This window comes from Tenacibaculum sp. TC6 (assembly GCF_050606265.1).
In the GTDB taxonomy this organism is placed as follows: domain Bacteria; phylum Bacteroidota; class Bacteroidia; order Flavobacteriales; family Flavobacteriaceae; genus Polaribacter.
This window is the reverse complement of record NZ_JBOCUK010000042.1, coordinates 1-21,701: the sequence shown is the minus strand read 5'-3', so window position 1 is coordinate 21,701 and position 21,701 is coordinate 1. Positions and strand designations below refer to the sequence as shown.

At 31.3% G+C, this 21,701-nt stretch carries 20 protein-coding genes; 11 read left to right on the top strand and 9 right to left on the bottom strand.

What is annotated here, in order from left to right; genetic code table 11:
- Positions 1-250: 250 nt before the first annotated feature.
- Positions 251-784 (top strand): hypothetical protein, encoded by a 534-nt coding sequence (locus ACQY1Q_RS15810; RefSeq protein WP_431006302.1) that lies wholly within the window; start codon positions 251-253, stop codon positions 782-784.
- 39 nt (positions 785-823) lie between these two features.
- Positions 824-1,609 carry a hypothetical protein gene (locus ACQY1Q_RS15805; RefSeq protein ID WP_431006301.1) on the top strand — a complete coding sequence of 262 codons (786 nt, stop codon included), beginning with the start codon at positions 824-826 and terminating at the stop codon, positions 1,607-1,609.
- Between the two features lie 253 nt (positions 1,610-1,862).
- Here the strand turns inward: ACQY1Q_RS15805 and ACQY1Q_RS15800 are convergent, their stop codons facing one another.
- Complete coding sequence (locus tag ACQY1Q_RS15800) at positions 1,863-2,441, bottom strand: adenylosuccinate lyase (protein WP_431006300.1); 579 nt, start codon at positions 2,439-2,441, stop codon at positions 1,863-1,865.
- Between the two features lie 45 nt (positions 2,442-2,486).
- Here ACQY1Q_RS15800 and ACQY1Q_RS15795 point away from each other — a divergent pair, with 45 nt between their 5' ends.
- The 5 genes from ACQY1Q_RS15795 to ACQY1Q_RS15775 all read left to right on the top strand — a co-directional run bounded on the left by ACQY1Q_RS15795 (position 2,487) and on the right by ACQY1Q_RS15775 (position 7,779).
- Positions 2,487-3,185 (top strand): toxin-antitoxin system YwqK family antitoxin, encoded by a 699-nt coding sequence (locus ACQY1Q_RS15795; protein WP_431006299.1) that lies wholly within the window; start codon positions 2,487-2,489, stop codon positions 3,183-3,185.
- A gap of 93 nt (positions 3,186-3,278) precedes the next feature.
- A complete protein-coding gene (gene mnmA / locus ACQY1Q_RS15790; protein WP_431006303.1) occupies positions 3,279-4,466 on the top strand; it encodes a tRNA 2-thiouridine(34) synthase MnmA in 1,188 nt (395 codons plus the stop codon).
- 45 nt (positions 4,467-4,511) lie between these two features.
- Positions 4,512-6,131, top strand: coding sequence for a S8 family serine peptidase (locus ACQY1Q_RS15785; RefSeq protein WP_431006298.1), 1,620 nt, complete (start codon positions 4,512-4,514; stop codon positions 6,129-6,131).
- Position 6,132: 1 nt separating this feature from the next.
- A complete protein-coding gene (locus ACQY1Q_RS15780; protein WP_431006297.1) occupies positions 6,133-7,074 on the top strand; it encodes an NAD(P)H-dependent flavin oxidoreductase in 942 nt (313 codons plus the stop codon).
- Positions 7,075-7,779: an aspartyl/asparaginyl beta-hydroxylase domain-containing protein gene (locus ACQY1Q_RS15775; protein ID WP_431006296.1), complete on the top strand. Its 705-nt coding sequence runs from the start codon at positions 7,075-7,077 to the stop codon at positions 7,777-7,779.
- Positions 7,780-7,794: 15 nt separating this feature from the next.
- Here ACQY1Q_RS15775 and ACQY1Q_RS15770 read toward each other — a convergent pair whose 3' ends face one another.
- Complete coding sequence (locus ACQY1Q_RS15770; protein ID WP_431006295.1) at positions 7,795-8,589, bottom strand: hypothetical protein; 795 nt, start codon at positions 8,587-8,589, stop codon at positions 7,795-7,797.
- Complete coding sequence (locus tag ACQY1Q_RS15765; protein WP_431006294.1) at positions 8,586-9,140, bottom strand: RNA polymerase sigma factor; 555 nt, start codon at positions 9,138-9,140, stop codon at positions 8,586-8,588. The genes ACQY1Q_RS15770 and ACQY1Q_RS15765 overlap by 4 nt, the downstream gene beginning before the upstream one ends.
- A gap of 143 nt (positions 9,141-9,283) precedes the next feature.
- On the opposite strand from ACQY1Q_RS15765, the gene ACQY1Q_RS15760 reads away from it, so the two are divergent.
- The gene (locus tag ACQY1Q_RS15760; protein WP_431006293.1) at positions 9,284-10,531 is read left to right on the top strand and encodes a S8 family peptidase; all 1,248 of its coding nucleotides are present in this window, start codon (positions 9,284-9,286) and stop codon (positions 10,529-10,531) included.
- 25 nt (positions 10,532-10,556) lie between these two features.
- Positions 10,557-13,064, top strand: a complete 2,508-nt coding sequence (locus ACQY1Q_RS15755; protein ID WP_431006292.1) for a CHAT domain-containing protein — start codon at positions 10,557-10,559, stop codon at positions 13,062-13,064.
- 56 nt (positions 13,065-13,120) lie between these two features.
- On the opposite strand, the gene ribB is transcribed toward ACQY1Q_RS15755, so the two are convergent.
- From ribB to tpx, 6 genes are all read right to left on the bottom strand, one after another.
- Positions 13,121-14,263 (bottom strand): 3,4-dihydroxy-2-butanone-4-phosphate synthase, encoded by a 1,143-nt coding sequence (ribB, locus tag ACQY1Q_RS15750; RefSeq protein WP_431006291.1) that lies wholly within the window; start codon positions 14,261-14,263, stop codon positions 13,121-13,123.
- A 2-nt stretch (positions 14,264-14,265) separates the two neighbouring features.
- Positions 14,266-15,720 carry an LptF/LptG family permease gene (locus tag ACQY1Q_RS15745; RefSeq protein ID WP_431006290.1) on the bottom strand — a complete coding sequence of 485 codons (1,455 nt, stop codon included), beginning with the start codon at positions 15,718-15,720 and terminating at the stop codon, positions 14,266-14,268.
- Between the two features lie 86 nt (positions 15,721-15,806).
- Positions 15,807-16,460, bottom strand: coding sequence for a LolA family protein (locus ACQY1Q_RS15740; protein ID WP_431006289.1), 654 nt, complete (start codon positions 16,458-16,460; stop codon positions 15,807-15,809).
- Between the two features lie 36 nt (positions 16,461-16,496).
- Positions 16,497-18,959, bottom strand: a complete 2,463-nt coding sequence (locus ACQY1Q_RS15735) for a DNA translocase FtsK 4TM domain-containing protein (protein WP_431006288.1) — start codon at positions 18,957-18,959, stop codon at positions 16,497-16,499.
- 27 nt (positions 18,960-18,986) lie between these two features.
- A complete protein-coding gene (locus ACQY1Q_RS15730) occupies positions 18,987-19,367 on the bottom strand; it encodes a diacylglycerol kinase family protein (RefSeq protein ID WP_431006287.1) in 381 nt (126 codons plus the stop codon).
- Between the two features lie 6 nt (positions 19,368-19,373).
- Positions 19,374-19,871 carry a thiol peroxidase gene (gene tpx / locus ACQY1Q_RS15725; RefSeq protein WP_431006286.1) on the bottom strand — a complete coding sequence of 166 codons (498 nt, stop codon included), beginning with the start codon at positions 19,869-19,871 and terminating at the stop codon, positions 19,374-19,376.
- A 117-nt stretch (positions 19,872-19,988) separates the two neighbouring features.
- On the opposite strand from tpx, the gene ACQY1Q_RS15720 reads away from it, so the two are divergent.
- Both ACQY1Q_RS15720 and ACQY1Q_RS15715 read left to right on the top strand, forming a co-directional pair.
- Positions 19,989-21,377, top strand: a complete 1,389-nt coding sequence (locus ACQY1Q_RS15720; protein WP_431006285.1) for an MATE family efflux transporter — start codon at positions 19,989-19,991, stop codon at positions 21,375-21,377.
- On the top strand, positions 21,364-21,591 hold the full coding sequence (locus tag ACQY1Q_RS15715) for a hypothetical protein (protein WP_431006284.1): 228 nt from the start codon (positions 21,364-21,366) through the stop codon (positions 21,589-21,591). The genes ACQY1Q_RS15720 and ACQY1Q_RS15715 overlap by 14 nt, the downstream gene beginning before the upstream one ends.
- The last annotated feature ends 110 nt before the right edge of the window (positions 21,592-21,701 follow it).

Below are 21,701 nucleotides of genomic sequence, written 5' to 3'. Positions count from 1 at the left end.
GTGTGCGCTTTTTCTTGTGTGGACTCGTATTCATAAAATAAGTCTAATTTGTGTCAACTTATTTTAGGACGGGACAGTTTATTAAGAGAGTAAAAACTTAGAGTTTGTGCAGGAAAACAACTTAATGATTCACTTTTATAAAAAAGAAGGGTAATGAAATAATAAATACGTCCCTTATAGGAAATAGTACTATAAAAAGGGGAACCTGAAAACCTGGTTAGAGTAAGGAAGTAATTAAATCAACAAAAAAATGAAATCAAAATTTAATTTGTTAATGTATGCTTTTATAGGCGCAACAATGTTTTTTGCTTGTCAAAATGAAGAAACATCTGAAGAATTAGTGAAAGAAAATTCTAATGAAGCCAGACCTATTATGGCTCCTTGGGAAATAGTTATGGATTGGCGTTTTAGTAGAGGAACATGTGCTACTGGACCGGGAATTTGCTTTAAAGACGGAGATGGTGATATTGTTACATTTTATTCATTTGCAGCCCCTGGAAGTTCAGGAGATACAGGAGCATTACAAGATGAGTTTGATAAATTATTAAGAGGAAACAACGACCTTGATAGCGGAGTAATTGCCTTTAGAAATGATGATAATGGTATACGATTGGTATTTTCAAGAAGCCTTGAAGAAGAAAGCTTTGTAGTATCGGAAAATTTTGAGTTAAGCGCCGCCTTAGCTGAGAAATTAGGAAGAAAAAGTGCGGTAATACCGACAGGAAAATACTATGTAGATCGTTCTCGTTTTAGAAACGGAGAGGTAGTTGTTCCTGTAAAATAAAACCACTTATAAGACCTAATTAAACTAAAAAATAGAATCATGAAAATAAAGAATATTATGTGGTTGACACTGATAGGCATATTGATGTTTTTCGGTTGTCAAAATGAAGAAATTAGTAGCTTAAATAAAACTGGTTCGTTAGAAGAACGAGAGGCTATAGATAATAATGTAGTAACTATTGACCATACGTATAATTATCAAGGAAGTCAATTTAAAGTTTCCTATACATATGATCAGGAAAATAATAAGGTTCTTGGAGCGGACGGCGATGTAAAATTGGCACAAGAAGTTTTCGGAGATGAAGAAAATGCCCCAAAATCATTGTTCTTTAACAATCCGATTGAGGGAAGTACCAATATTGATGTAATGGTTTTTGACAATGCAGAAGAATTAAAAGCTTACACAGCTAAAGTGGCTAATGATTTTCCAGATGCTCAGCGCAAAGCAGGTAACGTATCATCAAAATGCGATAGTTATGATGTTTCCGGTAACGGAAGTTTTTATTTCTACAAACATGCTAATTATAATACCGGAATGCTTGGTATGTGGAGAGTAGGACGTTACTATTACAGACATCATTGGGTTGGTTCTGGTAATAACGATCAATTATCTTCTTTAGTTGTTGCAAAACCAGAAAATAAGCAAGCTATAGTTTATCTATACCAACATTCATGTTATGGAGGAAAGGTAATTGGTTTTTACGGAGGTACAGGTAATAATGGATTTGCAGTTAGTAATTTAAGTTGGTACACCATGTCTGGATGGTGGTGGTGGAAGACCTCATGGAATGATCAGGTTTCTTCTACATCAGGTTGGGCTTGGTAAAAGGTAAGTTTAAAATTTTAAAAACAATAAGTATGTTAAAATCCATATCAAATTTAGGAAATGTTCTAAATAAACAAGAACAACAAAAAATTAATGGTGGACAAATACAGTGTCCTCCTCGTTTTATACTTAAGTGTAATTGGTTAAGATGTTGGTGCGAACCAGATACACCTAGTGATGGTCCAGCGGACGAAACTATGTAAAAACCATTTAACTATTAAGAAACGGATTACAGGATTTGTAATCCGTTTTTTTATGTATTGTTTTTACGAATTAATGATAAAATCTTTCTGCCTCTTGCAGCACAACCACTGCTTTCATGAATAATTTTAGTAGTTATTAAATGCTCTAGTTCAGGATGAATCCATGTTTTTTGCAACCCAAACAAATACAACGTATTCATTGTATAAGCCTTAACGGCTGTTTTTTGATCGGTAATTAACCAATCAAATCCGGTCTCTATAATTAAATCAATATATTCATCAGTTAAGATGCATTGAGTACTATTTTGTTTTTTTGAGGTATAAGCTATAGCTAAATGTTCACAAATTTTGGCGCAAGGACGTATAGCACTATCAAAAGTCAGTTTAGATATATTATGAGTAAATGTAGTAAGATGTGAATGTATATGCGCTATTCCATGATGAGTACAAATCCATTCGAGTACCCAAGCAGCTTTTACAGAAACTTCTTGAGTAATAGAAAACGTAAGGTTTACCAACTCTGTTAATAAATTTGGTTGCTCCAATACAATATTTGCTGCATTATTACGGTTTACTCTTGCGGGGTTTTCCATAGAATCTAATACAGAAACTAAAAAATCAATACTCATATTGGTACGGTTTGTGTAACTTTGAACTGTAAAAAGAATAACAAAATGATAAAGATAAACAGGATATTCTCAATATCGTTTTTATTAACACTATTTTTAGGAGCAAATGCATCTGCTCAAAAAATAAATCAATTTAATGCTAAAGGGGAAAGAACAGGCATTTGGAAAAAAAATTACGAGAACGGAAAAATACGTTACCAAGGCCAGTTTAAAAACGGGAAAGAAATAGGAACGTTTAAGTTTTACGAAATAACTTCATCAACACAACCCATAATTATTAAAGAGTATTCTGAAACTAATGATACAGCATTGGTAAAATTCTATTCAATAGAAGGAAAACTTAAAACCAGAGGTAAAATGGTTGGAAAGAATAGAGAAGGAAAATGGCTGTATTATTTTCCTGACGGAAAGATTATTTCTGAAGAAAATTATGTAGGAGGTAAGCTTAACGGAGTTTTAAAAAACTATTATCCAAACGGAAAATTAACAGAAGAAACCCACTACGTAAACGGTTTAAAGCAAGGAACCTCTAAAGTATACACAGAAGACGGTACGCTAATTGAAGATGTAAATTATGCTGATAATAAATTGCATGGCGAATGTAAATACTATAATTTAAAAGGGGAGCTGAAAGAAAAAGGAAAATATAAGATGGGTATAAAAGATGGAAAATGGGAATTTTACATGAATGGAAAACTAGCCAAGAAGAAAAAAGAAAAACTCTCAGATTTTAAAGCTAATTAAAAATACCAATCAGTTTTACTTATAACTGCATTAATTTTTATCATAACAAAAAACAGAAACAAATTCGTAAATTTGCACCCTTAAAATGTAATGATGAAAAGAGTAGTTGTTGGACTTTCCGGAGGTGTAGATAGTAGTGTTACCGCTTATTTACTAAAAGAACAAGGGTACGAAGTTATAGGGTTATTTATGAAAAACTGGCATGATGATTCTGTAACCATATCTAATGAATGCCCTTGGTTAGAAGATAGTAATGATGCCATGATTGTGGCAGAAAAATTAGGAATACCTTTTCAAACAGTTGACTTGAGCGAACAATACAAGGAACGTATTGTTGATTATATGTTTAACGAATATGAAAAAGGACGTACTCCCAATCCGGATGTATTATGTAATAGAGAAATTAAGTTTGATGTTTTTATGGATATAGCATTGAGCTTAGGAGCCGATTATGTAGCAACAGGACACTACTGTAGAAAAGCAGAAGAAGTAATAGCCGGTAAAAAAGTATATAAACTGTTAGCAGGAAAAGATACAAACAAAGATCAATCATACTTTTTATGTCAATTATCTCAAGAACAATTATCTAAGGCATTATTTCCTATCGGAGAATTAACAAAACCGGAAGTTAGAGAAATTGCTAAAGAGGCTGATTTAATAACTGCGGATAAAAAAGATTCTCAAGGTTTATGTTTTATAGGTAAAGTACGTTTACCTGAATTTTTACAACAAAAATTACAACCTAAAGAAGGAGAGATTGTTCAAATACCCTCAGATTTTAACCAGTATAATCGTGAAATACCTCAGTTCTCAACTAAAGAAGATGAATTGGCTTATTTTTCAACAAAATACGTTTATCATAAACAAGATGGTAAAATAGTAGGAAGACATCAAGGAGCCCATTATTTTACTAAAGGACAACGAAAAGGGTTAGCCGTTGGCGGAACAAAAGAGCCTTTGTTTGTGATTGAAACGGATGTAAATACAAATATTATTTATACAGGTGAAGGTAAAAATCATCAAGGATTATATAGAAAGGTACTGTTTGTTTCTAATGAAGAACTTCATTGGATACGTGAAGATTTAGCTTTGAAAACTTCAGAATCTATGGAAGTAGATGCAAGAATAAGATACCGACAACCTTTAGAAAAAGCAACGTTATATAAAGTTGAAACAGGTTTATATGTAGCTTTTAACAATCCGCAATCAGCCATTCAGGAAGGACAATTTGTAGCATGGTATAAAAATGAAGAATTATTAGGTTCAGGCGTTATTAGTTAGCATATTAATATACATATAATAAAGAAAAGTAGTAATTTAGTCATTATGAGAAAATTACTACTTTTTTATTTTTTACTTCATGGCTTAGTTGCTTTTTCGCAAGTTGAAGACGCTTGGGTGTTTTTTAAAAACAAACCTCAGGCAAGTACCTATTTGTCTAACCCCACAAGCATGCTTACACAGCGCTCTATTGATAGGCGCACAAGGCAACAGATAGCATTAGATGAAAAAGATGTACCTATAGACGCAACTTATTACAATCAGGTAAAAAATGCTTCAGGTATTACAGTATTAGCAAAATCAAAATGGTTAAATGCAGTTCATGTTAGAGGAACTCAATCTGATATTAATGCTTTAAAATCTACTTTTAGTTCTGTCAATCAAATTGAATTTGCAAATAAGTCATTAAATGCAAAATCGTCTACACGGTCCGTTCCTGCTAAAGAAAAAATAAGTTACCAAAATAAGTTTGCTTCTATAAAGGCAGATTTTAATTATGGAGTGGCAACTGATCAGGTAACCATGATTAAAGCAGATTTTTTACATAAGCAAGGATTTACAGGTGATGGAATGTATATGGCGGTAATAGATGCGGGGTTTCCTAATGTTAATACTTTAGAAGCCTTTAAAAGACTAAGAGATAACAATAAAATATTAGGAGGGTACGATTTTGTAAACAGAAGCACAAATTTTTATAGCGGGCATTATCATGGAACTCATGTATTATCTGACATAGCGGGGTATATTGAGAACGAATTTGTAGGAACCGCTCCTGATGCTTCATTCTATCTTTTTATTACTGAAGATTCCGCAAATGAAAGCCCTTTAGAAGAGAGTTTATGGGTGGAAGCGGCTGAGAGAGCAGATAGTTTGGGGGTTGATGTAGTGAATACCTCATTGAGTTACTCAACTTTTGACAATACAAATTACAATTATACGTATGCAGATATGGATGGAAAAACAGCTTTTATTACCAGAGGAGCAGAAATAGGCGTTTCCAGAGGAATGATTTTTGTGAATTCGGCAGGAAATAGCGGTAATTCAACATGGAAATATATTTCGGCACCGGCCGATGCTCCTTCTGTTTTTACAGTTGGAGCTGTAAATGCTTCCAGAACTATTGCTTCTTTTAGCTCGTACGGGCCTACTTCAGACGGAAGAGTAAAACCGGACGTATTGGCTCATGGTCAAAATGTATATGTAGTTAATTATCAAAATGGGAGCACCATAACAACAAACGGAACGTCATTTTCATCTCCGGTGCTAGCCGGAGCAGTAGCTTCTTTTTGGCAGGCATTTCCTTCACTAACGAATACAGAAGTTATGCAAAAAATAAGAGAGTCGGCAGACAGATATAACAATCCGACAGACCAATACGGATATGGTATTCCTAATTTTGAAAAAACGTATGCTACCTTATCAAATGAAAATATAACTTTTACAGATGCTATAAAAGTTTACCCTAATCCTGTAGAAAATTGGTTAATGATTGATTCAGAAGAAAATAACTTAAAAGTTAGTATAGTAACTACGTTAGGCCGCATTATTTATAACGAAAAAATGCAAGCTAAACGAATGGATGTATCCGAATTGGCAAAAGGAATGTATATATTGCAGCTAGAAAAAGGAGGACAACTCCAACGAACAAAGTTTATAAAAAAATAAAATGCAAAATAGAATTACTGAACTATTCAATATAACATATCCTATAATTCAGGGAGGAATGATTTGGGTTTCCGGATGGAGACTGGCTTCTGCGGTATCTAATGCGGGTGGACTTGGATTAATAGGATCGGGGTCTATGTACCCGGAAGTTTTAAGAGAGCATATTCAAAAGTGTAAACAGGCTACCAGTAAACCGTTTGGAGTTAATGTACCAATGTTATATCCGGATATAGAAAAAATTATGGACATCATTGTAGAAGAAGGGGTAAAGATTGTATTTACATCGGCTGGGAATCCTAAAACGTGGACTCATTTCTTAAAAGAAAAAGGAATAACGGTTGTTCATGTAGTAAGCTCTGTAAAATTTGCTTTAAAAGCAGAAGCAGCTGGTGTTGATGCCGTTGTTTGTGAAGGTTTTGAAGCGGGAGGACATAATGGGCGAGAAGAGACCACTACATTCACGTTAATTCCAATGGTAAAAGAGCAAGTGAATATTCCTGTTATAGCTGCCGGAGGTATCGGTACAGGTAGAGGAATGTTAGCAGCTATGGTATTGGGAGCAGATGGAGTACAAATGGGAAGTCGTTTTGCTGCAACTATAGAGTCATCTGCTCATGAAAACTTCAAGAATACAATAGTAGAAGTGAAAGATGGAGACACGCATTTAACATTAAAAGAGTTAGCACCGGTTAGATTGGTAAAAAATAAGTTTTACAATCAAGTACAAGAATTGTATGAAAAGAATCCTACGGTTGAAGAAATAAAAGAATTGTTAGGAAGAGCCAGAGCTAAGAGAGGAATGTTTGAAGGTGATTTAGAAGAAGGAGAGTTGGAAATAGGACAGGTAGCAGGCTTAATCCATGAAATTAAATCTGTACAACAAGTGATAGATGAAGTTATAGAAGAGTTTACTAAAATACAAAGTGGGTTATCTGTTTTATAAATGAAAGAAAGCAAAGGAGTTAGATATTTAAAATTACCATTTTATTTTGAGGCTGAAAAGTTAGTGGAAGAATTAAAACTAATAGAAGCAGTAGAATGGAAAGATCATTTTAATACGAACGGATATAATGGAAATTGGACTTCAATAGCTTTGTATTCAGCTGATGGAGATGAGAACAGTATTCTTGTTCCGTTAGAAAAAACAGCGCTTAAAGAAACAACTGCACTAAAAGAATGTGGGTATATAAAAGAAGTAATTTCAACATTTAAAAGCTCTTTGGTTGCAGTGAGACTCTTGAAATTAGAAAAAGGTTCAGAAATAAAACCACATAAAGATTTTAATTTAGGGTATGAAGACGGTTGTTTTCGTCTTCATATTCCTATAATAACAAATGATAAAGTTTCTTTTATTTTAGATGAAGAAAGAGTTGTTATGAATCCCGGAGAATGTTGGTATACGAATGTAAATTATACACATGCTGTTTCAAATTTGGGTACTACAGATAGAATTCATTTGGTTATTGATTTAGAGAGAAATGATTGGTCTGATGCCATTTTTTTCTCACTGGCAAATAAGGAAGATTTTTTCAGAACAGAAACTATCAATCATGATAGAGATACGATGCAAAAAATGATTAAAGAATTAGAACTGCAAGATACTCCGGCAGCAAAAGAATTAATACGACAACTTAAAAATCAATTATAAAACGACAGTTTTACATTAATTACTGTTTAATTTAGTCGAAATTTCTGCAGCTTTTTGATAGTTATAATTATTCGTGTCTTGTAAAATAATGGCTATTGTTTCTTTAGCACTTTCTATCTTATTATCTTTTAAATATAAAAGTAATTTATACCAATAACCTCTTGAGCTTTCTAAGGTATTAGAGGCAATTAAGGCGTTAAAGGTTTCTTCAGCCTTTACAAAATCATCTAATTTTACATAGGAAACTCCTTTGTAAATAAGAATGTACGGGTCTTTAGAAGTTGCTTGTACTGAGGTAATAATTTTAGCATATTCTTTATGTTGGTATAAGTTTTCTATAGTAACCAATAAACTTTCCTCATTACCTTTTTCTACTAAAGACGGTAAATTATCCCAATCTGCATATTGTTCATAATAATTGGTAGCGTTATTAAAAATAGTAAATTTAACAGCCAAAACAATTAGAAATATAGCAGCAATTGAAGCAACATATTTTAGAAAAGGTTGTATTTTATGTTTTTGCTTTTCTTTAAATTGATGGGTACTTTGCCTAATAAATTTAGAGGTGTTTTTAAGTTCTTCAGTTCTTAATTGTTTTTTGATTTCATTTTTTTCTTCAGTACTATATAAGTCATAATTTACAATTACGCTTTTATCGTCAAAAGCTTTATGAATTGCCATTTGCAAAAGCACATCTTCTTTTAACTGTTCATCATTTTGTATGTTATTTTCAAATGAATTACGTTCATTTACACTCATTTCATTATGTAAATAACGTTCTATTTCTTCTTGTCTTTTTTCTTCCATCATTTTAATTTAGTATAGCGACTATCTTTTTTGATTAACGAAATTAATTTTGTTTTACATTTAAACACACGCTGTCTTACGGTATTTATAGAGCCATAAGAAAGTTCGTCCAGTAATTCTTCGTAACTCATTCCATTGAAATAATTACCTAGAATTTCTTTACAATTTGAAGATAGTTTATGAAAAGCATCTCTATATAAATCTCTTCTTTCTTGTTCTACAATAAACGAGCTTAAATTATCTTCTTTTTCATCTAGTGGTATAATGTGCTCATTTATTACCTGTTTATTTTTACTTTTTAATGAAGTTTTCCAAATATTTTTACAAATAGTGAAAAAATAAGCCTCAAAAGAATTAACCTGTAGTCTTTTTTTCTTATGAGTAACTATTAAATACATCAAGGCATCATGAAAAACATCTTCAACATCTTCTTCTTTACCTTTATTTGTTAAAATAAAAGCACTTACCTTACGGTAGTACTTTGAATATATTTCTAAAGTTACTTTTTCATTTCCATTCAATAAAGCATCTAAATACTTATCACTTTCGGTCATAAATTAAGAATATGTTTCAAAAATAAATTAAATTGTTAAAATAATTGGGTAATGATTTTATTAATTTTAGACTGTTTGTTAAAGTATTTAACTTTTAACAAAAGGGGGCTAATTAAAAATTATAATTAAAAATGAAATATACTATGAAGTTTTTTAAATTATTATTGATTGTAATTATATGTTATAATTTTTTTCAGTGTACTGAAAATCATGAAGACTTAGACGTCAAAAATCAACAGAGAACTTTGGTAAGATTCAAAAAAACTTTAAACATTCCAAGGTATTCTACTCATGAGCTTATTATTAAATATAATAGCGGAGTTACTAAAGCTCAAAAACAAGCATTAAGAAATCTTTACGGAGTAGTGTATTATCAAATCTGTGATTTATGTGATGATGAATCTATAGAAAAATGGGATTTTGGCAATAATGTGAATATTGAAGACAAAAAATTATCTATTCAAGGAGGTAGTGGCGGACCAGAAGGTGATATAACAAATGTGGACTATGAGTTTACATTTAGACTGGAAGGTGAGAATGATTTAGGAGTTTTAGGAACTTATGGTAGCGGATATACCTCTCAAATAGTTGGAGCAAATAATGGTGTAACCATTGCCGTTTTAGATACCGGAATAGATGCTAATTATCCGCTATTTGCTACACCATTTTTATATAATTCTTCAGGAGTTGCTGTTAGTGGTGAGTTGTCAGGTTGGGATTTCGTGAATCATGATGATAATTGTTTTGATGATTATAACTTAATTCACGGAACAAAAGTTACCTATATTTTAAATAAAAAATTAAACGAAGAAGGAATACCCCATCAAATTTTACCGGTAAAGGTTTGTAATGAATATGGAGTGGCTACGTATTTTAATATTCTTTGCGGACTAAAATATGCATTACCTAGAGCTAATATTGTGCAAATGAGTTTAGGCTGGTACGGAAGTGATTCAGATGTGAATTCTATTTTTAGTTCGTTAATTGAAGAATATCAGCGACGTGTTTTAATCGTAACTTCAGCAGGAAATAATAAATCAAATAATGACTCAATAGTTCATTATCCATCATCATATCCACAGCGAAATATACTAGCCATAGCTGCTTCTAATATGGAAAATGATAACATAGCTGACTTTTCAAATTACGGAAGTCTGTCAGTAGATTTTTATGCACCGGGTGAAGGTATTGAATTTTTTGATATATATGGAGACACCGTTTCAATATCCGGAACCTCATATTCGGCTCCTTGGGTGAGCGCTCTTTCTGCTAAAATATTATATGATTCGGGAATGACTTACAATCCTTATCAAATAATAGAAAAATTAACCATTATAGGTGTAAATGAAAGTTATAGCAAACCCGTTAAATACAATAAATTATTAAATTAGTAGCTCAACAAATTAAGAGCTGCCCATGAATCGACTTTTTGTACTGTTATTTTTTATACTTTTTACAGTAAAAACCTTTACTCAAAATTCAGAATCAATACAAAAAGTCGATTCTATTTATAATCGACAAACTTCTCCGGAAGAAAGAATAAATTTACTGGAACATTTTTTAAAAACAGCAAATGAAAATTTTTCTAAAGATGCTGTATCTTATGGTTATCACAGGCTTGGAATTTTATATTCTTTTGAAAGAAACTATATAAAAGCGATAGAAAAAACCAGACAATCTATAGAAATTAGAAAAAAGACAGACACTGTTGATTATTATAAAATTAGTAATAGTTTGTATAATATTAATTACTATTACAATGCACTAGGAGAAGAAACGGAGCAGAAAAAAACAATTCGGGAAATTCAGAAGTTACCTACCAAAAACAAATACACGTATAAGTCTCTTATTGATTTAGGATACCTTTTTGAAAATGTAGGAGATTATTTTTATGCATTGCAAAATTTTAATAACGTAATTGAAAAATATGGAATTGATTACGATGATAAAGTTACATTACTAAAAGCACATGAAGGAGCTATTTGGGCCTACAGTAAAATTGATGAACCTAAAAGATATTTTAAAGAGATAACATATCATATTCGTGAAATTGATGAACTGCTTAATACCAACGAAAATTTATATACTAACGAGGGATATAAAAATAATTTGGCTAATATTTATGAAGGTTTAGAAGATTATGAAAAAGCTGTGAAGTTGTATATAGAATCTAAAAATATTACAGAACAACAACAAGATAGCGCAAAATTAGGCAAGATATATAATAATTTAGGAAGGATATATAATAAATTAAAGCAACCCAAAATAGCAGCAACTTATTTTGATTCGGCATTAAAAATGTCAACCAATCCCAGTGCTGTTGCGGCGGTATATAATAATAAAGGAGACTATTTAAGCTCTACAATAAAGTTAAAAAATAATAAAAAAGCTATAGCAATACTTTTAGGTAAAAACTATGAGTTTTTACCTGATTTTGAGTCTATAAAACAATCTAAATATAAATTGGATATTTTAGATTATCTTATTGAAAATGTAGAAGAAGAAACTTTATTATATGAAGTTGAACAAAAAGAAAGTAATCTTGATAAAGCAATACAAACGTGTGTTTTAGTAGATGAATTGGTGTCTAATATAAGGCAAGAGAGTATTGTAGATACTTCAAAGCTATTTTGGATACGTAAAGCTGCTGCATTTTATATGAAAGCAGTGGCTTTATCATACTATAAAAATGACTTAGCTAAAGCGTTTTATTTTATGGAAAAGAATAAAGGATTACTCTTATTAGAAAATTTGCATAAAGAAGATCAACAGTTTTTAAAAGAGCCTAAAATTATCGGTTTTAATGAAAGTTTAAAAAAATATGTAGATGATCATTCGAATTTAATAGAATACATCTTGAATGAAAAAGAAGGGTATGGCATTTTTTGTAGTAACAAAGAAAAAGTATTTTTTAAACTGCAAAATGTTCCTCAATTAAATAGAGAGATAGATACTTTGAAAAATAAAATGGCTAATTATTTTGTTTATGTAGATGATCGATTAAAATACAATGAATTAGCGAATAAGGTGTATAAAAAACTTTTTCCGTTTAGTGAATCTGTAGAAAAAATTAGAGAGAAAAAGCTAACAATAATTCCGGATTATAAGTTACAATACATCAATTTTGAAGCGTTAGTACCACAACTTGATCCTAATAAATATTTAGTTGAAAATACTGAAGTAATGTATTTACTATCAGCTTCTGTGTCTCAAAAATTAAATACATCTAAAGGAGCTGAAAAAAATACGGTTTTAGGAATAGCTCCTGTGGAATTTAAAGAAAAGTCTTTGCCAACATTAACCAGAAGTAAGGAAGCAATGGAACAAATAGCTTCTGTATATCCTACAGATTTATTTATTGAAGAAAAAGCTTTGAAAGACACTTTTTTAAGAGAGGTTAACCAACATACAATTGTACATATAAACTCTCATGCCGGAATAGATGAAATTGAAAATAAACCATGGATAGCTTTTAGAAAAGAAAAACTTAGTTTAGAAGAGTTAATGCAAATACCCAACAACGCCGAATTAGTAGTTTTAGATGCATGTAACGGAGCTATAGGTGAGCAGGAAATAGGAGAGGGAATTATGAGTTTATCACGAGGTTTTTTTAGTGGAGGAGCAAAGAGTGTTATTACCACACAATGGAAGGCAAATGAAAAGGCCGTAAATGAAATTTTAAGTATATTTTATAAGGAACTTAAAAAAGGGAAATCTAAATCTAAAGCATTACAAAATGCTAAAAAGGAATATTTAAAAACACATCAATTAAGTGAAGTTTCTCCTTACTACTGGGCTTCTTTAATTTTAACCGGTAATTCAGATGCTATTCAAGCAAATTCAGATATTAAATATAAATGGATTACGATTGTATGTATTTTAATCATACTTTTTTTAATCGTATTGAAAAGAAAGAAAAAATAAAAAGGTTATAGAGCACTCTATAACCTTTTTATTTTTTAAGTGATTTATGCTTTTTACTAATAATTTACGTAATCAACAATTTCTAAACCGTAACCAATCATACCTACACGTTTCTTTTGTTGGCTATTAGATACTAAACGCATTTTGTGAATATGCAAGTCGTGTAAAATTTGTGCTCCAATACCAAAATCCTTATTATCCATGACCACATTTGGCGCTTTCATTTCACCATTAGCCTGATTTTCTTTCAAAATACGAAGCCTACTTAAAAGGTTTAACGACTGTGATTGTTGGTTTATAAATACAATAGCACCTCTTCCTTCATCATTAATAACCTTAAACATTTGATCTAATTTCTTATCAGCATTGTTGGTTAAGGTACCTAAAATATCATTATTAACTAAGGTAGAATTAATTCTGGTTAAAATCGGTTCGTTTTTAGTCCAGCTTCCTTTAGTTAAAGCAATATGAATTTGGTCGTTTGTCGTTTGTTTATAGGCACGTAATCTGAAATCACCAAAACGAGTTTGAATATTGAAATCTTCCCTTTTTTCGATTAAAGAATCGTGTTCCATTCGGTAAGCAACCAAATCTTCTATAGAAACAATCTTTAACTCAAACTTTTTAGCCACTTCAATTAATTGAGGCAAACGAGCCATAGTACCATCTTCATTCATGATTTCAACAATAACTCCGGCAGGATATAATCCTGCTAAACGTGCAAAATCAATAGCAGCCTCCGTATGTCCGGTTCTTCTTAATACTCCTCCATTTTTAGCTTTTAAAGGAAAGATATGCCCGGGTCTGGCTAATTCAAAAGGTTTGGTTTCCGGATTAATTAATGCCTGTATGGTTTTGGCTCTATCTGAAGCAGAAATTCCGGTAGTAACACCATTTCCTCTTAAATCTACAGAAACTGTAAAAGCAGTTTCCATAGGGTCAGTATTGTTAGTAACCATCATACCCAACTCCAAATCTTTACACCTATCTTCAGTTAGAGGAGTACAAATTAATCCTCTTCCGTGAGTTGCCATAAAATTGATCATTTCTGGAGTGATTCTTTCAGCAGCAGCAACAAAGTCGCCTTCGTTCTCTCTATCTTCATCATCTACTACTATGATTACTTTACCATTTTTAATATCGTCAATGGCTTCTTCAATTGAATTTAATTGAATTTTTGGTGCAGTTTGTGTTGTCATTGTTATGTATTCTTCTCTTTTTTAGAGAATAAATTTTTAAAAAATGTTAGTATAGAGGTAAAAAAGCTATTAATATCAAACAGCCCTTTATCTTTAGTTGCTCTGATTGTTAGTGAAAATGCTAGCGGAAGCATTAAAAATAAAGCCATCCATGAACCCACTATTGCTGTTACGGAGCTTTCTTCAGCCATATTTCTTCCGAAGGTATTGGTAAAGAAGTATAAAACATATACTGAAATAGCTAAAATCATAGGAAGTCCCATGCCTCCTTTTCTGATAATTGAACCTAAAGGAGCTCCGATAAAGAATAATAATAAACAAGAAAGTGAAAAGGCTACTCTGTTATAATATTCTATATCATGTAGGTTAAGCCATTTTCTTCTATCTTTAAGATTATCTTTGTATGATTTATTATTATTAAGAGTTCTTTCTAGCTTAGATATGGCATTAGTAAGAATAGTATTTTGTTCTTTAAGTTCAAAATTACTTAAGATATCGGTAGATAACTCTTTTTCTTTATTGAGTGTTGAGTCGGGGTAGGGGTGTAAATCTTCTACATCAATTGTCAAAAACAGGTTTTTAGCTCTGCTACTTATATAGTCATCATAACTTTTTTTAAGAGTAGGAATGGTGTCTTTAAGCTGCTTTAAGCTAAGCATATTAAAATTTTTGGTATATTTTAATTCATCCAAATCTGTTCCGTCTAAAGAAGAAATATCAATATTGATAGTATATTCATCAAAATCTGCATGAGAAGCCGGCATTTTTAAACGTTCATTATACGATGCTCCTTGTTTATCATGATGTTCAAAATAGTAACCATCTTTTAAAATAAGTGTCATATAACGACTTCCTGGTTCTGACACAATTTCTCCTCTTTCAGCCGTAATAATCTTATTATTTCCTTTTCTTGAAGACAGGTCGTAGATCAATACCTTTTTTAGTAAGTTTTTGTTTTCTCCGTACTTTTCATCAAATTTAATTTGATAGTTTGGTATTTCTGTATTAAAACCTCCAGGAACAAGTGCCAAAGCCGGTTGTTTCTTTTTAATATTAGCTTTTAAATTTAATTGTTTTAATACAGCGTATGGATAAATGTAGTTTAAAAATAAAAAGTTAACCGAGCTTAAAAAAATAGCTAAGAAAACTAAGGGTCTTACCATTCTTTGTAAAGAAACCCCTGCAGATTTAGCCGCAGCAAATTCATAATTCTCAGACAAACTTCCTAAGGTCATTATTGAAGATAACAACACACCAATAGGCAATGCTTGAGGAGCTGCCATTAATGCCGAGTACCATAAAAATTTTAAGATAATAACAACACCAATACCTTTACCTGCAAAATTGTCAAAGGCCAACCATAACATTTGCATGATAAGTACAAATAGTATGATTAAGAATGTTGTTAAAAACGGAATTAAAAAACTCTTTAGTATGTATCTGTCTAGTGTTTTCACAGATGCAAAGGTAGTGCGTTAGTTTTATAAAAAAACATAAAACTTTTGTTAATAATTAAAAAATACTAACAAAAGTTTTATGGTAATTAATCAATTAGGTAACCTAAACTGGCATATTTTTCTCTATTGAATGAAAATGATTTTTCAGAGATAGGTTGGTTGCTTTTAAACGTAGTAATTGTAAACGTTGTTTCTGCTCCGTTAGAACCAATTTGAGTCAGTTTGTAAATATGTTTAGTTCTGGCATCAACTCCTAATTTAACTTTAACAATGTCAGAATTACTATCTATAGGCGTTAAATCTACATATTGTATTTTTCTTCCATTACTGTTTTCAAGTGCTCCCATTTTATAATTATAACCTTCTTTATAAAATGTTAGTAGCTTTGAAGGATATATAAAACCATCCTCTTCTTCTAAATCACCGCTGGTAATGTTTATTTCCTTTTCTTCATGATTAATCACGGCTAATTTTTTACCGTCAAAAAGAAAACTGTTACCTAAATATTCTAAATTGTATTTATCACCTGAGATAATTATGTTTCCTCTAATAGGCGGATCGTTAGTTATACCGGCCTCTTTATTTACTAGGGTAGAGTTAAAACTGATAACCATATTTTTATAAGCTCCCATTTTAGATGAAACTTCATCTAGTAATTGTTTTGCTTGGGTTGATGAGTTTTGAGCTATCGTATTAAAACTTAAGAGGATTCCTACAAAAAATAAACCTATGTTTTTCATTTGTTATATAATTTCCGTTTTTTAGACGTTTAATAATTAATTGTTTTTTTCGCTTTCCAATAATTGGTCAAGGGCTACTAAATCAGTAATTAATACTTGTCTGGCTTTACTACCTTCAAAAGGTCCTACAATACCGGCTGCTTCTAACTGATCTATTAATCTACCGGCTCTGTTATAACCTAATTTTAACTTGCGTTGTAATAATGAGGCTGAACCTTGTTGAGCTGTGACAATAATTTCAGCAGCTTCTTTAAATAGTTTGTCCCTATCTTCGATATCTATATCAAGATTTGTGCCACCTTCTTCTCCTACATATTCAGGAAGCAAATGAGCTTGAGCATAAGCACGTTGTGAACCAATAAAATCAGTTATTTTTTCAACTTCCGGAGTATCTACAAAAGCACATTGTATTCGTGTTAAATCATTACCACCTGAATATAGCATATCTCCGCGACCGATTAATTGATCTGCACCCGGAGCATCTAAAATAGTTCTACTATCAATTTTAGAAGTTACTCTAAAGGCTATTCGAGAAGGGAAGTTAGCTTTAATAATACCGGTAATAACGTTAACAGAAGGTCTTTGCGTTGCAACAATTAAATGAATACCAATGGCACGGGCTAATTGAGCCAGACGGGCAATAGGTGTTTCTACTTCTTTACCGGCAGTCATAATTAAATCGGCAAATTCATCAATAACCAAAATAATATAAGGTAAAAATTGATGTCCGTTTTCCGGATTAAGTTTACGTGCTTTAAATTTTACATTGTATTCTTTAATGTTACGAACCATGGCATCTTTTAACAAGTCATAACGCGCATCCATTTCAATACATAAAGAATTTAAAGTATTTACAACCTTGGTTGTATCTGTAATTATAGCTTCTTCTTGATCTGGTAGTTTAGCCAAGTAGTGACGTTCAATTTTATTGAAAAGAGTAAGTTCTACTTTTTTAGGATCTACTAAAACAAACTTCACTTCGGCAGGATGTTTTTTATAAAGTAGTGAGGTTAAAATTGCGTTTAACCCAACAGATTTACCTTGTCCGGTAGCACCCGCCATTAAAAGGTGAGGCATTTTGGCTAAGTCAACAACATAGGTTTCATTTGAAATTGTTTTTCCAAGGGCAATAGGCAATTCCATAGGAGATTCTTGAAACTTCTTAGAAGAAATTACAGAATGCATAGATACAATGGTTGCCTTTTTATTAGGTACTTCTATACCTATAGTTCCTTTTCCAGGTATTGGAGCAATAATACGGATTCCTAATGCTGAAAGTGAAAGTGCAATATCATCTTCTAAACTTTTAATTTTAGAAATTCTAACTCCGGCTTCCGGTACTATTTCATATAATGTAATAGTTGGTCCTACAGTTGCTTTAATTTGTTCAATACCAATTTTGTAGTTTTTTAAAGTTTCTACAATTTGGTTTTTATTAACCTCAAGTTCATTTGGGTCAACTGAAATACTTTCATTATATTCTCTAAGTAAGTTAAAGGTAGGAAACCTGAAATTACTTAATTCTAATTTAGGATCAAATTCGCCAAAATCTTTAACTAATTTGTCTGATAAATTTTCAGAGACACTTTTTTCTTCAGCTATTTTTTCAATAGCTACTTTAACTTCAGATTCTTCTTCATGTTCAAGGGGTGTTTCTTGAGCAGAAGTTATTTCTAATTCAAGGTCTTTTTCTTTTGAAGCAGCTTGTGATTTTACATCAGAATGGTGAGTTATTGTAGGTTGAAGATTTTCAACAGAAAGCTCAAATCCTGATTTTTTATGATTTTCTTCTGGAGTTTCTTCTAAATCAAAATCATTTTCTTCTTGTTCATTTTCAAGTTCTTGTGCTCGTTGATTTTGCTCTTCTATTTTAGCTAATCTTCTAGCTTCTTTTTCTTGTTTTTTTGTTTCAAGATTTTCAACTATAGTATCAGGGTCAATACTAAATCGAATTATTAAGTATGAAATAAAGAAGAAAAGGAGTAAGATAATTAAGCCTGTTTTTCCTATAAACGTTTGTAGGTATTCGTTAAGCTCAAAACCAATTATACCGGAAAGAACAGCATATTTGTGTTCTACAAAACCAAGAGTAATAGAAGTCCATAACATTCCTAATAGCCCCCAATTCCAAGAAGTAATAATTTTTTTTAAGTTGGTTTGTAAAACGATTCTTGCGCCGGTAAAAAATAGTACAACATTTAAAATAAAGGCTCCTAAACCAAAACCTTTAAATACAAGTAAGTTACTAAGTTTAGCTCCAACTTTTCCTAATAAATTTTTGGCAGGTATATGCCTGTCTGAGAATTGCTGCAAAGAACTTTGATCTTGCTGCCAAGTATAGAAAAATGAAATAAAAGCTACTGTTAAAAAAATAGAGAATAAGATTAAGAAAGCACCAAATATAGTTTGGTTTTGCCTGTTGTTTACAAAAGCTTTGGCTCTTGTAAAAACAGAAACAGTTTTTTTATCATTTTTAACAGTTGTTTTCTTTTTTGCCATAAATTTAAATTAACAATACTCTAAACGCTAAAATATAGCTATAATTTTAGGAATGTATATAATACCTGCGATGATAAGTGAGAAAAAAGCAGCAAAAGCAGGAGCTCCTGCTGCAATATCTTTAATAAACCCTATTTTTTCATGATAGTCAGGATGAATAAAATCAGCTACTTTTTCAATAGCTGTATTTAAAGCTTCGGCTACTAATACAAGACCTATTACTAAAAATTGTATCATCCATTCAGTAATAGATATTGAAAAGTAAAATCCCATAAGAGTTACTAAAAGTGCTATAGAAGACTGAACTTTTATACTATCTTCAGTTGTTAATAATAGCCACATACCCTTAAGGGCAAACTTTACACTTCGTAACCTGCCTTTAAAAAATCCATCATTAGGGTTTTTCATATAAAATTATAATGCTTTTAAAGCCTCTTCGTAATTAGGTTCGTCAACTACTTCGCTTACTTGTTCTGTATAAACTACATTACCTTCTTCGTTAACTACTATGATACATCTAGAATGTAACCCTTTTAACGGACCAGTAGTAATTTCTAAACCATATTCTTTACCAAAGTCACCGTTAACAAAATCAGATAGCATAAGTACATTATCAATTCCTTCAGCACCACAAAAACGACTTTGAGCAAAAGGCAAGTCTCTAGATATACATAAAACTTTCGTATTGTTTAAGCTAGCTGCTTTTTTATTAAATTCTCTAACAGAAGTAGCACAGGTGCCTGTGTCAACACTTGGAAAGATATTTAAGATAAGTTTAGTACCTGCAAAATCACTTAATTTTTTTTCAGATAAATCACCAGCAACTAAATTAAAGCTTGGTGCTTTTTGGTCTTTATTAGGTAAATTTCCTGCTGTTTCTATAGGGTTCCCTTGTAATGTTATTGTTGCCATTTTTAGTTTTAATTAGTCTTCAAAGGTAGTTAAATAATTTAAAAAATGAGAGGAATAAAAACATAAACCCTTATAAAAAGAAGTATCTTCGCAGTCTTAAATAATAGCAGAAAAAAATTGAATATTCAACAATATACTAAAGAATTTAAATATAATTGGAAGTTAGCCGCTCCTGTAATGTTAGGTATGCTCGGGCATACTTTTGTTAGTTTTATTGATAATATTATGGTTGGGCAATTAGGTACTGCCGAGTTAGCTGCGGTATCTTTAGGAAATAGTTTTATTTTCATAGCCATGTCTATAGGAATTGGTTTTTCAACAGCCATAACACCTTTAATAGCTGAGGCAGATTCTTCCGGAAATTTTGAGCAGGCCAGATCAACATTTAAACATGGCTTGTTTTTATGTTTTAGTATAGGTGTTCTAATGTTTTTAGGTGTGTTTTTTGCTAAACCACTGTTGTATTTCATGGATCAACCTATTGAAGTAGTTGATTTAGCATTACCTTATTTAGATTTAGTAGCCTTTTCATTAATTCCTATGATTGTTTTTCAGGCATTTAAACAATTTAGTGATGGGTTATCTATGACCAAATATCCTATGTTTGCTACGATATTGGCAAATATTTCAAATGTAATTTTGAATTACTTATTGATTTTTGGAAATTTTGGTTTTCCGGAAATGGGAATTGTAGGAGCTGCTTATGGTACTTTGCTGTCAAGATTTATAATGGTTTTGTTTTTATGGTGGGTATTAGTTAAAAAGGAGCGATCTGGAAAAATTATAACACAGATTAAAATATTTGTTTTAGATGTTTTAATGCTACGAAAAATTATAAGTTTAGGGGCACCAAGTGCCATGCAAATGCTTTTTGAAGTAGCTATTTTTACTGCAGCAATATGGTTAAGTGGTTTATTAGGAAAGAACCCACAAGCGGCAAATCAAATAGCTTTAAATCTTTCTTCAATGACTTTTATGGTAGCTACAGGATTAAGTGTTACCTCAATGATACGAGTGGGAAATCAAAAAGGGTTGCAAAATTTTAAAGAATTGAGGAGGATTGCTTTTTCAATCTTTTTTATGGGAAGTATTTTAGCAGTATTTTTTTGTGTGATGTTTTTTACCTTCCATAACTATTTACCGCATTTATATATAGATTTAAGTGATACAAAAAATTACAGTGATAATTTAGAAGTAGTAGAAATAGCATCTAATTTATTGATAGCTGCAGCTATTTTTCAAATAAGTGATAGTATACAAGTAATGGTATTAGGTGCATTAAGAGGCTTACAGGATGTAAAAATTCCAACTATTATAACTTTAATATCTTATTGGGTTGTTGGTTTTCCTATTAGTTTCTTTTTCGGAAAAGCAGATATGTACGGAAGTTTTGGAATTTGGTTAGGCTTGTTGGCAGGGTTAACTACAGCTTCAATTCTATTATATTTGCGCTTTAATTATTTAACCTTGCAATTGATTAAAACTAAACATAATGAACTTACCTAAATTTTTATTAGCAGATAACAGCAAACATCCGGAAGATATTTTTGTGCTGCACACAGAATACCCTAGATTTTTAATCAATTTAAAAGATGATGAAATAGAGTGGTTTGAAGATTTATCAGATGAAAACGAACAAGATTTAGCCAATGAAATGGAGAATTTAATTGAGGCTGCAGGTTTGTTTTATGACGAAGAAATGAAACAATATGAAGAATAAAGGAGTTAATTTTTAACTCCTTTTATTTTTAGTCTGTCCCGTCCTAAAATAAGTTGACACAAATTAGACTTATTTTATGAATACGAGTCCACACAAGAAAAAGCGCACAC

What these genes read in the sequence shown, in the direction of transcription:
- ACQY1Q_RS15775 (WP_431006296.1), top strand. Translation starts at nt 7,075, where the DNA reads ATGAAAGAAAGCAAAGGAGTTAGATATTTAAAATTACCATTTTATTTT.
- ACQY1Q_RS15715 (WP_431006284.1), top strand. Translation starts at nt 21,364, where the DNA reads ATGAACTTACCTAAATTTTTATTAGCAGATAACAGCAAACATCCGGAA.
- ACQY1Q_RS15735 (WP_431006288.1), bottom strand. Translation starts at nt 18,959, where the DNA reads ATGGCAAAAAAGAAAACAACTGTTAAAAATGATAAAAAAACTGTTTCT.
- ACQY1Q_RS15805 (WP_431006301.1), top strand. Translation starts at nt 824, where the DNA reads ATGAAAATAAAGAATATTATGTGGTTGACACTGATAGGCATATTGATG.
- mnmA (WP_431006303.1), top strand. Translation starts at nt 3,279, where the DNA reads ATGAAAAGAGTAGTTGTTGGACTTTCCGGAGGTGTAGATAGTAGTGTT.
- ACQY1Q_RS15765 (WP_431006294.1), bottom strand. Translation starts at nt 9,140, where the DNA reads ATGACCGAAAGTGATAAGTATTTAGATGCTTTATTGAATGGAAATGAA.
- ACQY1Q_RS15760 (WP_431006293.1), top strand. Translation starts at nt 9,284, where the DNA reads ATGAAGTTTTTTAAATTATTATTGATTGTAATTATATGTTATAATTTT.
- ACQY1Q_RS15800 (WP_431006300.1), bottom strand. Translation starts at nt 2,441, where the DNA reads ATGAGTATTGATTTTTTAGTTTCTGTATTAGATTCTATGGAAAACCCC.
- ACQY1Q_RS15780 (WP_431006297.1), top strand. Translation starts at nt 6,133, where the DNA reads ATGCAAAATAGAATTACTGAACTATTCAATATAACATATCCTATAATT.
- tpx (WP_431006286.1), bottom strand. Translation starts at nt 19,871, where the DNA reads ATGGCAACAATAACATTACAAGGGAACCCTATAGAAACAGCAGGAAAT.
- ACQY1Q_RS15810 (WP_431006302.1), top strand. Translation starts at nt 251, where the DNA reads ATGAAATCAAAATTTAATTTGTTAATGTATGCTTTTATAGGCGCAACA.
- ribB (WP_431006291.1), bottom strand. Translation starts at nt 14,263, where the DNA reads ATGACAACACAAACTGCACCAAAAATTCAATTAAATTCAATTGAAGAA.
- ACQY1Q_RS15755 (WP_431006292.1), top strand. Translation starts at nt 10,557, where the DNA reads ATGAATCGACTTTTTGTACTGTTATTTTTTATACTTTTTACAGTAAAA.
- ACQY1Q_RS15795 (WP_431006299.1), top strand. Translation starts at nt 2,487, where the DNA reads ATGATAAAGATAAACAGGATATTCTCAATATCGTTTTTATTAACACTA.
- ACQY1Q_RS15730 (WP_431006287.1), bottom strand. Translation starts at nt 19,367, where the DNA reads ATGAAAAACCCTAATGATGGATTTTTTAAAGGCAGGTTACGAAGTGTA.
- ACQY1Q_RS15740 (WP_431006289.1), bottom strand. Translation starts at nt 16,460, where the DNA reads ATGAAAAACATAGGTTTATTTTTTGTAGGAATCCTCTTAAGTTTTAAT.
- ACQY1Q_RS15770 (WP_431006295.1), bottom strand. Translation starts at nt 8,589, where the DNA reads ATGATGGAAGAAAAAAGACAAGAAGAAATAGAACGTTATTTACATAAT.
- ACQY1Q_RS15785 (WP_431006298.1), top strand. Translation starts at nt 4,512, where the DNA reads ATGAGAAAATTACTACTTTTTTATTTTTTACTTCATGGCTTAGTTGCT.